Annotated in this window: 11 protein-coding genes; 7 read left to right on the forward strand and 4 right to left on the reverse strand. The window is 41.5% G+C overall.

Annotation, left to right across the window (positions count from 1 at the left end):
• Positions 1–227: 227 nt before the first annotated feature.
• From ACZ5A8_RS04055 to budA, 7 genes are all read left to right on the forward strand, one after another.
• Positions 228–2,750, forward strand: coding sequence for an oligosaccharyl transferase, archaeosortase A system-associated (locus tag ACZ5A8_RS04055; protein WP_464532360.1), 2,523 nt, complete (start codon positions 228–230; stop codon positions 2,748–2,750).
• A 171-nt stretch (positions 2,751–2,921) separates the two neighbouring features.
• On the forward strand, positions 2,922–3,428 hold the full coding sequence (hacB, locus tag ACZ5A8_RS04060; RefSeq protein WP_229388535.1) for a homoaconitase small subunit: 507 nt from the start codon (positions 2,922–2,924) through the stop codon (positions 3,426–3,428).
• 107 nt (positions 3,429–3,535) lie between these two features.
• Positions 3,536–4,393 carry a DUF7714 family protein gene (locus tag ACZ5A8_RS04065; RefSeq protein ID WP_464532362.1) on the forward strand — a complete coding sequence of 286 codons (858 nt, stop codon included), beginning with the start codon at positions 3,536–3,538 and terminating at the stop codon, positions 4,391–4,393.
• A 458-nt stretch (positions 4,394–4,851) separates the two neighbouring features.
• Positions 4,852–5,412 carry a manganese efflux pump MntP gene (locus ACZ5A8_RS04070; RefSeq protein ID WP_464532364.1) on the forward strand — a complete coding sequence of 187 codons (561 nt, stop codon included), beginning with the start codon at positions 4,852–4,854 and terminating at the stop codon, positions 5,410–5,412.
• A gap of 66 nt (positions 5,413–5,478) precedes the next feature.
• The gene (locus tag ACZ5A8_RS04075) at positions 5,479–6,471 is read left to right on the forward strand and encodes an isocitrate/isopropylmalate dehydrogenase family protein (protein WP_464532366.1); all 993 of its coding nucleotides are present in this window, start codon (positions 5,479–5,481) and stop codon (positions 6,469–6,471) included.
• 211 nt (positions 6,472–6,682) lie between these two features.
• Complete coding sequence (locus ACZ5A8_RS04080; protein WP_464532367.1) at positions 6,683–7,327, forward strand: cyclase family protein; 645 nt, start codon at positions 6,683–6,685, stop codon at positions 7,325–7,327.
• A gap of 790 nt (positions 7,328–8,117) precedes the next feature.
• Complete coding sequence (budA, locus tag ACZ5A8_RS04085; RefSeq protein ID WP_464532369.1) at positions 8,118–8,966, forward strand: acetolactate decarboxylase; 849 nt, start codon at positions 8,118–8,120, stop codon at positions 8,964–8,966.
• Positions 8,967–9,420: 454 nt separating this feature from the next.
• On the opposite strand, the gene ACZ5A8_RS04090 is transcribed toward budA, so the two are convergent.
• The 4 genes from ACZ5A8_RS04090 to ACZ5A8_RS04105 form a co-directional block, all read right to left on the reverse strand.
• Complete coding sequence (locus ACZ5A8_RS04090) at positions 9,421–9,564, reverse strand: hypothetical protein (RefSeq protein ID WP_229388523.1); 144 nt, start codon at positions 9,562–9,564, stop codon at positions 9,421–9,423.
• Positions 9,565–10,107: 543 nt separating this feature from the next.
• Entirely contained in the window at positions 10,108–10,614 is a 507-nt protein-coding gene (locus tag ACZ5A8_RS04095; RefSeq protein WP_464532371.1) for a ferritin-like domain-containing protein, read from the reverse strand.
• Positions 10,615–10,659: 45 nt separating this feature from the next.
• Complete coding sequence (gene afpA / locus ACZ5A8_RS04100; RefSeq protein ID WP_464532373.1) at positions 10,660–11,298, reverse strand: archaeoflavoprotein AfpA; 639 nt, start codon at positions 11,296–11,298, stop codon at positions 10,660–10,662.
• A gap of 128 nt (positions 11,299–11,426) precedes the next feature.
• Positions 11,427–12,116 carry a flavodoxin family protein gene (locus tag ACZ5A8_RS04105; protein ID WP_229388517.1) on the reverse strand — a complete coding sequence of 230 codons (690 nt, stop codon included), beginning with the start codon at positions 12,114–12,116 and terminating at the stop codon, positions 11,427–11,429.
• Between the last annotated feature and the right edge of the window lie 69 nt (positions 12,117–12,185).

The following is a 12,185-nucleotide window of genomic DNA, read 5'->3' on the forward strand; positions in this document are numbered from 1 at the left end:
ATACCGGCTTTTCTATTATTGTCTTTACCCGTTCATTCTCCCTGTGACAGTGTTCTATCCTGGAAGCTGCCATCCTGTCAGGGAATAAAAAGCACTGTGTAACTAATGAGACCAGAACTGGGATAAAACTATAAACCTCCAGATTGAATTACTACAATCTGTTTTACTTTCTTTTCACATAAATTATATATTTGATTGCAAAAATTTACTCCTAAAAGGGAATTACTATGAATTCTGAGAATCCTCCTGTATCAACGTTTAAATCTAGAATCAAATCCAGCTTGCCTTATACTCTGGCAGTTGCGATAATTGGTTTTGTAGCCCTATGGATCAGAATGCGTCCCTATGATTCTGTGTTTTTAGCCAATGGGTTTGTAAAGTTCACGAGCAATGACGCCTGGTACCATATGCGGACCTTAAATGTTCTTCTTGAAAACTACCCGAACAGGATGTTTTTCAACCCTATGACCAACTATCCTAACGGGAGTTACATCCATTTCGGTCCTCTTTATGATCAGATGATGGCCATAACCGCTCTGGTTCTGGGACTGGGTAGTCCGGGTCAGGATCTTGTCAATACCGTAGGAGCCTATTTTCCTGCAGTGCTCGGAGCTCTGACTGTCATTCCTGTTTACTATATCGGAAAATATCTCGGGGGGCATAAAACCGGGGTACTGGCTGCGATCCTGATCGCGTTTGCTCCTGGACAGTTTCTGTCACGTTCATTGCTTGGTTTTACAGATCATCACGTAGCCGAATCTCTGTTCAGTACTTTCTTCATAATGTTTTTCATGCTGGCAATAATTACTGCAAAGAAAAAAAATCTGCATTTTGAAGATATATTAAATAAAAATCTCACTGTCTTTAAAGAACCGTTAATCTATTCCGTTATTGCCGGTGTCATGTACTCGGCTTACCAGCTTTCGTGGCCTGGAGCTTCTCTTTTCTTACTGATTGCTCTGGTTTATGCCGTAATCCAGTACATTCTTGATAACTTCCATGGCGAGTCAAGTGATTATCTCGGGTTTACAGGCATAATCACATTCCTGGTAAGCGCAGTACTTATACTCCCATTTGTCCATGCTGATATGGGATTTTCTCTGTATTACTACTCATGGTTCCATGTTGCTACTGCTATTGGAGCAATGGCAGGTTTCGGGTTTTTAAGCTTTATTCAAAGGGAGTTCAAAAATAGAAATCTAAAAGCTTACTATTATCCTCTGGCAATATTCGGGATTGGCATTCTGGGACTGATAGCAGCAAAAGTCATATCTCCATCTATTTACTCTCTTGTCATAAATGCTCCATATACGGTATTTGGAGTCCAGACAGGTGGAGCAGCGACGATTGGTGAAGCTAGCTCTATGTTTTATTATGGTAATAGTTTCACTCTATCGAGAGCCTTAGGAAACTTCACAGCCTCCGGGTTTTTAGCTTCAATCCTTGGTATGATTATCCTTCTCGTTAATGTATTCCGGAAAGCAAAACCTGAAGAGGTATTGGTTCTTGTCTGGAGTATTTTAATGCTCTTTGCAATTTACGGCCAGAATCGTTTTGCATATTATTATTCCATAAATGTAGCAGTCCTCAGTGCTTATGTAGGAAGCCTGCTGCTTGAAAAGGTGAAATGGAATGAACTCGATCAGAAGTTCAAGTCCAGTGTGAAATCTCCGGGAGATCTATCAGGTTTTCTTAAATTCGTCAAAATAGAGCAGATCATTGCTGTCCTGGCTATAGTGGTTGTTCTTATTTATCCGGTATATGGAGCTGCACTGGAGCAATCAACTGGTTCAAACGACCCTAACGAGCCCTGGATAGAAACCTGTCTGTGGCTCAAGTCCTATACCCCTGACCCTGGTATGGATTACAACGCTATTTATGAAGCTCCTGAGGATGGAGAACTTTTCGATTACCCTGATTCTGCATACGGAGTTATGTCATGGTGGGATTATGGTCATTACATAGAAACGCTGGGCCACAGAATGCCCAATGCGAATCCTTTCCAGGCAGGAATAGGAGGACGCAGGGGAAGCATAGATGAGGAAAATCAGCCAGGGGCTGCAACCTTTTTAACTGCTCAGTCCGAAGAAGAAGCAACTTTAGTGCTTGAAGCCATCCACCCTGACCCTGATAAAGCCGGAGCACGTTACATCGTGTCCGATGAGAGAATGGCTATAGATATATTTCTGGCAATGCCTGAGTGGACTCTTGATACCGAAGGATACAGCGAGCCTTACTGGACAGGGAGCGGGTACCAGTATCTCCCTTCCACACGTTACTTCGATTCAATGGAATCGAGGCTGCATATCCTTGATGGAAACGGTTTGAAACAGTATCGTCTTGTCCATGAGACCTGGGCATATCAGACTCAGGAAGCTGGATACAAACAGGTTTACAATCTCCTTTATGGAAGCAGTATTCCCGAAGTCGACACGGGCTATGTTAAAATTTTTGAGTATGTTGAGGGTGCAAAGATTACAGGAACTGCCTCCCCTAATGAGGGCGTTAATATAAACACAACAATTTTAACAGGTCAGGGTAGGACCTTTGAGTATTCTCAGTCCACGACTTCGGATTCTGAAGGCAGGTATGAGTTTACCGTGCCTTACTCAACCGAGGGCCCTGTATCCGGGGAAACCCAGTTCGATACCGCTCCCTCAGGTCCGTATGTCATAAGCTACGGGGATACAACCAGGGAAGTAAGGGTCAGTGAAGAAGCCGTATTGAAAGGAGAAGAAGTAAAGATCTAAATGAAGGTTAAGCAATTAGAAATATAACTAGAGCAGTGAGATGTGCGGTTGAGGTTCTGCTGCACATCTGCTTTTCCTTCCAATTTTTAATTTTTCTTTCTTCTACTTTTTTCTTTTATGTCCGCTACCTAGATATACTATTAAAAAAACCTACTTCACAGGTGATGTGCATTGGAAAACCCTATCATAGGCCGAGTTTGGAAATTCGGAAACGATATAGATACTGATGTGATTATCCCGGGGAAATATCTGCGGACAAAGGATATGCAGGTGTTTGCAGCTCATGCAATGGAAGGTATTGATCCTGAATTCGCAAAGAAAGCAAAACCCGGAGATATTATTGTTGCAGGGGACAATTTCGGGTGCGGGTCATCAAGGGAACAGGCTCCTCTTGCTTTAAAGCATGCGGGAATAGCCTGCGTTGTGGCAAAGTCTTTTGCAAGAATCTTTTTTAGAAATGCGATTAATGTTGGGCTGCCCCTTATAGAGGCTGATATTGAATGTGAGGAAGGGGACGAAATTGAAGTTGACCTGCTCAAAGGTGAAGTTAGAGTTCCCGGAAAAGGCGTGTTCAAAGGAAATAAACTGCCTGACTTCCTGCTCGATATGCTTACGGACGGCGGGCTTGTCGCCCATAGAAGGAAAGTTCAGAGCCAGCAGAAAGAAGAATCATTGTGATGATGGATTATTTTAAGCAACAAAATTAATTAAATACCTGGCCTAAATGCCACCTGATCAATTCCTTAATCTGATTAATCCGGTAACAGCATAAACAACCGATATTTATGATTTTTCCAGATGAATACAAACATGTGGGAGTGACAAAAGCACTCCCTGCAGGCGCCGAAGAGCTAATTTATTTCCTTACGGATTATCTGATTGAAGAAAGAGAAAATCCCGAAACAGGTAGCTTGGAGTACGCACTCTACAGCGTTAGAAAGAGCGGAGATGGACTTCTCAGAAAGGTTGAAGCCCTCGAGCTGATCGCTTCAGGAGAAAAGGTTGTCAAATATGGAAGTGAATTAAGTATAAAAGATCGTGCCCTTCTGATTGAGACAGCATTAAAACTCTGTACCGGCAAAGTAAATACTGTCATTTTTACAGGCGTTGACAGGCACGTTACAATCGTTCACGACCCCGATCCCTCCTGTATTCTCGAAATAGAAATTCTTGACGTTGCCCCACCCGAACCTGCCTGGCTTTCCCAGGTCGTGAGGAGGCTTGAAGCCAGTGGGATTTTCGGAGACCTGCAGGTCCGGTTTACTGAAAACATAATTGACCTCAGGCATTTTGAAGGAGACAAAACTGTTTTTCCATGCAGTGCATCAGGGCTTGAGGGAAAATGCCTGGATTCGGATATCCTTACTGAAAATGGTCATCTGCTTGTAGGATGTGAGATCTCAAAGACTCTTTTTGAGATGCGTTTTCCGGAACTTGAGTACTCCTTCATAAACATCTGTCCTTTTAAATCCGACATAGTAGTGCCCTCAAAACCCTTTATTACGCGCTGTTGCAGGTCCGAAAAGTCGGGTTTTGTAAATATTTCAGGTTTTGAAGGGGCTGTTGTCCACTGGGGAGCATCCGAATATCAGGTTGCTGAAGCGGTCCGAAATCTTGTAAACAGATTGAGAAAAATCGGTTGATACTATTCCTGAAAATCTGAATGATATGCATTTGTATTCGGTTAAGGATTTTGAGCTGCGGATCTCGATTTCGACGGAAAAACTCAAACCCAAATGTTTAGTGTTTAAATTGAAATCGATATCAGATTCCAGTTTTGCATTTGATGAATAATTTAACAAATTTTATGAAAATCAATGCAAGTGATAACGATTTTTCCTTAACCGATGACCAATGGAATGATATGGTTATTCTTTGCAGCTCTGTTTGCCGCTTTAGTCCGCCGTGTACGAGTAATAAAAACAAAAGCACAAGTTTTACCGGAACCCTAACTCCAAAATATCAACCATACAGATATGGGAACATCTATTATGGTATACCTAAAATTTTTAACTTTTGGCTCATTTGAGAAACCTTTAAGTGCCAGGGAACTTATTATCCCGAAAATTCATGTATAAAACGAAGGCGGAGTAACTTTTTAATGTCTTTTCTAACGAATTTCCTGTTAGGGCTCGGGCTTGCAATGGATGCTTTTGCAGTTTCCATGTCAAGTGGCACTACAGTTCGGCCTTTTCGGGTCAGCGATGCTCTTAAACTGGCTATCTTTTTCGGAAGCTTTCAGGCTCTAATGCCGGTACTGGGCTGGATTGGAGGGAGTACGGTAAGTGGTTTTGTTTCGGATTACGCTCCCTGGATTGCATTCGGGCTTCTGGCTTTTATCGGGGGCAAAATGATTTATGAAGCTCTTTACGGAGACCCGGACGGAAAGGTAAATTCCCTTAATTATTCCTTGCTTTTCCTGTTAGCAGTTGCAACAAGCATAGACGCCCTTGCTGTGGGCATAAGTTTTGCTTTTCTGGGGACACCTATTCTTGAGCCCGTAATTATCATAGGCTGTATAACTTTTGTCATGTCCTTTTGCGGGGCAATTCTGGGATACAGGATAGGCCATTTTTTTGAGCATGAGGTCGAAATCCTTGGCGGGCTCATCCTGATAGGACTTGGTGGAAAAATCCTTGCCGAACACCTGCTCTGGATCTAAAATATATCCTGAGAACCTGAAAAAGTTACGCCAGATTCATATACCTCAAGCCATAGATGCAGTAACATGAAACTCGCGGTAATCGAAGGCGACGGAATTGGCAGGGAAGTAATTCCTGCAGCTGTGGAAGTCCTGGACGCTTTCGAGCTTGAGCTTGAGAAAGTTCCCCTGGAACTTGGCTATGCAAGGTGGGAAAGAACAGGCACTGCAATATCGGAAGAAGATATAGAAATTATAAAAGGGTGTGATGCCGTTCTTTTCGGGGCAGTTACCACGGTTCCTGACCCTAATTATAAAAGTGTGCTTCTCACCATCCGGAAGGAACTCGACCTCTACGCTAATGTTCGGCCTGTAAAACCTCTCCCTGGTATAATGGGCGTTACCGGGAGAAATGATTTTGATTTTATTATTGTCAGAGAAAATACTGAAGGGCTCTATTCAGGGATCGAGGAAATAGGTCATGATCTTTCCTGGACTAAAAGGGTAATTACTCGAAAAGGCTCCGAAAGGATTGCGGAATACGCCTGCAAGCTTTCAAAAGAGAGGTCTAACAAACTGACCATTGTCCACAAATCCAACGTCCTGAAGTCAGACAAACTTTTCCTTGATGTTTGCAGGCAGACTGCAAGTGCTTATGGAGTTGAGTATGGAGATATGCTGGTTGACTCTATGGCTTACAGCCTTATGATGCACCCCGAAAAGTACGATGTTGTGGTTACAACCAATCTTTTCGGAGACATTCTGAGCGATATGTGTGCAGCCCTTGTCGGAAGCCTTGGCCTCGTCCCGAGCGCTAATATCGGGAAAAAATACGCATTTTTTGAACCTGTGCATGGGAGTGCGCCTGACATTGCAGGAAAAGGAATTTCAAACCCTCTTGCTGCAATTCTCTGTGTGAAAATGTTTCTCGAATGGATGAGCAAGCCCGAAGCCATGCTGATTGATAATGCAATAGCCGATATACTTCAGAAAAAGACTATTACTCCTGACCTCGGGGGTAGGGCAAGCACGGCAGAAGTAGGGCATGCGGTTGCGAAATATATTATACAGAACCTGTAAAAAAAATATGTAGAGCAGAATATCCGTAAATAAATGCCGGAATAAACCATATATTCTCATTTTGCTCCTTGCCTGAGGAGGGATTTTAATATTTTAAAATCCATTTTTATTGCAGGCATGGTTTTGCTGTTAAAGGCAATAGAGTTATACGGCATAGAATTACGCTGTTACAAAGGCTGTTACAAAGAATAATCAGTAATGAATTTCGTATATGTTGCTAATGAATGGGGGTTTCATTCTGCCAGAGTTTTTCGATGTTTCACAGCTTATTAATGAAGAGATGGTTGTATATCCCGGAAATCCCAAACCTTCGATCGAGAGGTATGCATCCTTACCGAAGGACAGGGTAAATGAGTCTATTCTTACTCTGGGAAGTCACACAGGCACACATGTTGACTCAAAGCTGCATCTCAGGGAAGGTAGAGAAGGAGTTGCTTCCCTGCCTCTTGAAAGTTTTTATGGGAAATGCAGGGTTTTTGACCTTGTCCATGTGGAAGAAGAGATTAACAGGCAGGACCTTGAAGAGTTCCAAATAGATTCTGGAGATATAGTGGTCCTCAAGACAAGAAACTCTACCCTTGGGTACGTAAAATTCCTTGAGAACTATGTGCACCTTAAAATGGATGCAGCCGAATACCTTGTCAATGCAGGAGTCAAAACCCTGGGGTTTGATTACCTGAGCGTAAAAAAGCTTGAAGGGGATGATGAGGTTCATGAATTGCTTATCAATAATATGACCCTGTTTGAAGGGCTCAACCTTGCCGGTGTTCACGAAGGGGAATATATGTTCCTGGGTTTGCCTCTTCTTATAGATATTGATGGAGCTCCGGCAAGAGTTATACTGGTTAAAGAATGATAAAATCATGAAAATCAATAAGGTTGTCTAGACAAAAATAGTAATCCATTACACTTTAAAAGCCAGAAAAGAAATTAGAAATGCAGGTTGATTCTGCCTCATACCGGAGTTTATACTTTATAGTATAAAGCCACATCAAGCGACATGATCTACATAGGGTCTAACAAAAAATTAATTATGTTGGGTAACAATTCCAAGCATTTTAATATAAAACCGACAAATATAGAACCAATTAAATAAATCGGTGTGGCACAAAAATAGTTAATTTCCCACTATATGGGGTCTAACACAGGATCTCTGTAACAAGACGCCCTATTATGGTTTCTTTAGTATAATATGGTGAAAATCATATAAGTATCAATCGGTGGGCTAGTTCAATATGTGGCGACGCCAAAATTGAACGAAACAAGTTTGGAACTTAATTAATTTCTTGTTAGACCTACATAATATCCATAGCTGCACCACGATTTTTATGAGATCTTATAAACTCCGGTCATATGCTCTCTCCATATTGTTTAATTCTTAATTATTTTTTTCCGTTTCTGCCGGAACTGACCACTCCTGCTCAGTTCCATTTAAAACTTTCTGGTATCCATATCAAAAATAAAACATCGCATAACATCGGACTCTTCCAGCAAGCTCTTTGAAACATCCATAAGTTCTTCCCGTTTCCCACACAATACTTCTATCATCTGTTTGCTAAGTATCTGTAAGTCCATCTCTCATTATACTGAATAAATTTATAATATCGATAACAAGAATCTTACTAAGAATTCTGTGAGGAATATACATGAATAAAAAGAGTTTTTTGATCATTTTAATTCTTTTGTCAGTTATTCTAGCTTCAGGTTGCACCGGTTCTGAAGATAACTTTTCCGAAAAATCTGACAATATTGAGAGCAATGAAAATTCAGGCTCAGGTAGTCACGGGAGTGAGGCTGATGTTCTCTATCAGGTCTCAACAATCGACGCTCTGCTTCAGGGTATTTATGATGGGTTCCTACCGTTTGCAGAACTTGAAACCCATGGGGATTTTGGTATAGGAACCTTTGACGGGCTCGAAGGGGAAATGCTTGCCCTCGATGGAAATTACTATCAGATAAAAACAGATGGAATTGCCTATCCGGTATCCGGGGAAATGACCACTCCTTTTGCCACTGTCACGTACTTTGAAGCTGATGAAAATTTCCGGCTTGAGGAACCTGCAAACCTTACCGAGCTTGAAGCCTTCCTTGATCTGAACCTGCCTTCGGAAAATCTTTTTTATGCTATTCGGGTTGATGGAAATTTCTCTTATATAAAGACACGAAGCGTACCCATACAGGAAAAGCCCTATCCCAAACTTGCGGATGCTGTATCCACCCAGTCCGTCTTCGAATTTGAAAATATAAGCGGAACACTGGTAGGGTTCAGAGCCCCCGAATACGTGAAAGGTGTAAATGTGCCGGGATATCACCTTCACTTTATTACAGCAGACAGAAGTGCAGGAGGGCATGTCCTGGATCTTGAAATGGAAAATGGAGATGCTGCCCTGGACACTACCAGCGCATTTTTCATGGAGCTTCCTACCAGCAGGGATTTCTACACCGTAGAGCTGGGTCAAGATCTACAGACTGATCTGGAAAAAGTTGAAAAGTAATCTCAAGTTTTTACTTTTATATTTTTCTTTCGATTTTTGGAGGAAAATTCCCCCCTCCCCTTTTGATTTTGTTTTTATTCCTCTTACTTCCTATTAATTTTTTAGTTAATTCCTCCATAACTTTCCTTTAATTATTCTATCCTGTTTCCCTTACTCCTTTTTAGTTTAATTTATATTTTGCCTATTTCCGTTTTGCCCTTAATATGTTCTTGTAAATTTTCAGGTCTGTTAGTCCTGTTTACTTTTTTATTTTTTTCTTTACTTTTTCTTTACTTCTTCTTTACTTCTTCTTTACTTCTTCTTTACTTCTTCTTTACTTTTTCTTAATTTAATTTTTTGTTGAGATTCATTTCTCAACACTCCGCCTGTTCATAGAGGTTTTGCAGCTTTTACTATCCTGATTTATTATTCCTTATGCACTATTCCCGATATATCTTTTAACTCTATTTTGGTCTTACAAGTTCAGTACTGAAACTTTCAGTTTCAGGTTCATTCCCGTTATGTCCCCAAACTGACCGGAAATCTCTGCGTTTCTGAAGCTTTCAAACTGTTCATAGTACTGAGCTCGTTCAACCAGTCCTTTGAATATCTCTTCCATTGTATTCACCTCTATTCCTAAAAACTACTTCTGTATTTATTAACTTCCGCCAAGCAGGGTGAAAGTGTTTTTTGATAGAGTCTCGGAGCTAAAGGTTTTAAAATCTATGACTACTAAGCCTGAAAATCTCTCAAGAAGGCGTTTGGAAGAATATCGGAAAGTTTCAAAAATAAAAAAACGGCTAACTTTAAATCCTGTATCCTGAATTATATAACTGCATTTGCCGTATTGATTCTTCTCTTTTTCGGGCAGGCGCCGCAAGACAGGCTGGTGAAGTCGCTTTATAGTTTGGGTTAAAACAGCTCGAGATTAATGAAAATCTTTCTCGTGTCAGAGATAGTATTCTCCATAGTATTTATTTATCAAAGGCATTAAAAAGAATTTAAAGTAAAAAAGTTATAGGGAGATTTGCTTACAGCTTTTTTACAACAATCGCAGGCTGTTCTGCAAGTTTTCTGCATCTCTCCAGTTCTTTTCTCTCCAGTTCTTTTTCTTCTATATCTATTACTAACAGTCCATATCCTAACAGTCCTTTCAGTTTTCTCAGGTCTGCATCCGGAACTGAGTGACATCTTCAAGGTAATTGTCAATAATTTCGTAGTGGCCTCTTTCATACCTTGACAGCATCTGGAAGAAATTTCTCTGGTTTTCGTCTTCGGCTCTTTTTGCCAGTTCCGAATAGAAATCCTCACTTTTTCTTTCATGCCTCATGGCTGCAAGAAGAATCCCTGCATCTCCAAGGGTGATCTCTCCCCCTTTTGTCCGGGCTGGATCGAACTCAGGACTAAAAGACTGCCCGCTTGGAACTTCAGTACTGATTGCAGGCAGTTCTTTCTTGTCGCGGTATTCTTCGAGATAACTGAGATGCTTTACTTCTTCACCTGCCAGATGCTCATACAGTTCCTTAAATTTCGGGTTTTCCATTAAGGTAGCCTGCTGCATGTAGAAGTCCTTTGCCTCTATTTCTCTCTCAATTGCCAGAGCTATGGCTTCTTCGATTCCTTTAAGATTTTTTACTTCCTCTATTACATTTTGATATGCACTTTTCATACTTCTTACCCCCACTGATGTCTTATCTCTTTAGATTTCCTCATCTTAAAGTTTCCCGATTTCTTCCTTCATTTTTGCCTTCTTTCGTTCTTTCACTTTCATTGTTATATCTTCAGAAGGCCGTTCAAGTCCGAATATGTCATATATTTCATAAGGACTGGCAAGTACGTTTATATTTTCCATCTGAGCAAGTTTTTCCGAATTTGTAACATCTACTTCACGCATGCTTAGCTCAAATGCTCTACCACTGGGCGCAGCAGTTTTTACACTCCCCCTTTTCTGGTCTACAGGCAGGATGAAAATAGGTGTTTTTCCTTTTGCGGTCTGAGAAACCGCATTAGTAACAAGGGTATCTGCAATCCCGTATACGATCTTTGCCACTGTATTAGCAGTTGCCGGGGCTATCAGCAGAAAATCATAGTATCCCATCTGCAGCGGGCCTGCAATGAACGGGGAGTTGGGACCTGCGTCCACTTTGAAGTTAGGAAAATCGTTCTGAATTTTATCCCACAGGTGGTACCATTTCATTACGGTTTCCCCTTCTTTGGACAGGAAAACCATTGCTTCAACCCCGGTTCGGTTCTTAATGTCCACCAGAATACTGTAAGTCTCAATCATCTGGTCTCCGGAACCCGTAATTCCCCATGCTATGCGTTTAACTTGCTTGCCTAACGATTCTACCAAGATAACACCTCTTTAGGTTTCAATCTAAACTCTAATACTTTATTATCCTGATTATATAGTCTTTAATCGGACTTCTAAATCTCCAGTCCTTTATTCAATCCTGCTAGTTTACTGCTTATTGTGCTTGTTTACTGTTTATTTGCCTCTTCTTTCGTTTTCTCAGGTGCCGGAGTTTGAGACTCCTCTACGGAGGCAGCTCTCTTCACGAGCTGGGCTGTCTGGATAAGCCTCTTAAGAGTTCTTCTAAGGCTTCTCATACCTTCCGAATCCTCTGAAACCCCTTCTGCTCCTTTGTCTTTTGACCAGAAAGTTCCCCCCAGGTTTGCCCCAAAGGAACCCCCACCAACGGGAATCATTTCATTAATTATATAAAAGTTATGAATCGTCTGGATAGCATGTTCCTGCCCTCCTATCCGGTCTCCTCCGTCCGCGATCCCCATCCCAACCTTGTTCAAAAAGACCTTAGGATCTTTTGCAACCACAGCTCTGCAGCGGTCCATAATTGTCTTCGTCTGAGCACTCACGGTTCCCTGATAGACAGGAGTGCCTATAATCCAGGCGTCTGCCCAGATCATTTTATCGTACAGCTCAGCCGCAATATCGTCCTTATGGATGCAGCCTTCCTTTTTTCGAATACAGAAGTCACAGTGAATACAGAAGTTTAACTTCTTTCCTTTTGAAGAAAAATAATCTGTCTCTGCACCGTACTTCTCCTTTGCAATCCTCAGGGCTTCCTGAACCAGAAAATCAGTTGCCATATTCCTGGGACTTCCCGAGATCCCCAGAATCCTTATTGGTTTGGTTTCGGTTTCTTGCATGTCCCCTCGCCTGTATCTATTATAAAAAGTGCCTGCTCGAATATGTCTGTATGATAGTGTCTCTTCAGG

The organism is Methanosarcina subterranea, assembly GCF_055385895.1.

Bases quoted from the DNA above. Each gene is read 5' to 3' on its own strand.
- ACZ5A8_RS04090 (WP_229388523.1), bottom strand. From the start codon at position 9,564: ATGGAAGAGATATTCAAAGGACTGGTTGAACGAGCTCAGTACTATGAA.
- ACZ5A8_RS04075 (WP_464532366.1), top strand. From the start codon at position 5,479: ATGAAACTCGCGGTAATCGAAGGCGACGGAATTGGCAGGGAAGTAATT.
- ACZ5A8_RS04095 (WP_464532371.1), bottom strand. From the start codon at position 10,614: ATGAAAAGTGCATATCAAAATGTAATAGAGGAAGTAAAAAATCTTAAA.
- ACZ5A8_RS04105 (WP_229388517.1), bottom strand. From the start codon at position 12,116: ATGCAAGAAACCGAAACCAAACCAATAAGGATTCTGGGGATCTCGGGA.
- budA (WP_464532369.1), top strand. From the start codon at position 8,118: ATGAATAAAAAGAGTTTTTTGATCATTTTAATTCTTTTGTCAGTTATT.
- ACZ5A8_RS04065 (WP_464532362.1), top strand. From the start codon at position 3,536: ATGATTTTTCCAGATGAATACAAACATGTGGGAGTGACAAAAGCACTC.
- ACZ5A8_RS04070 (WP_464532364.1), top strand. From the start codon at position 4,852: ATGTCTTTTCTAACGAATTTCCTGTTAGGGCTCGGGCTTGCAATGGAT.
- ACZ5A8_RS04080 (WP_464532367.1), top strand. From the start codon at position 6,683: ATGTTGCTAATGAATGGGGGTTTCATTCTGCCAGAGTTTTTCGATGTT.
- ACZ5A8_RS04055 (WP_464532360.1), top strand. From the start codon at position 228: ATGAATTCTGAGAATCCTCCTGTATCAACGTTTAAATCTAGAATCAAA.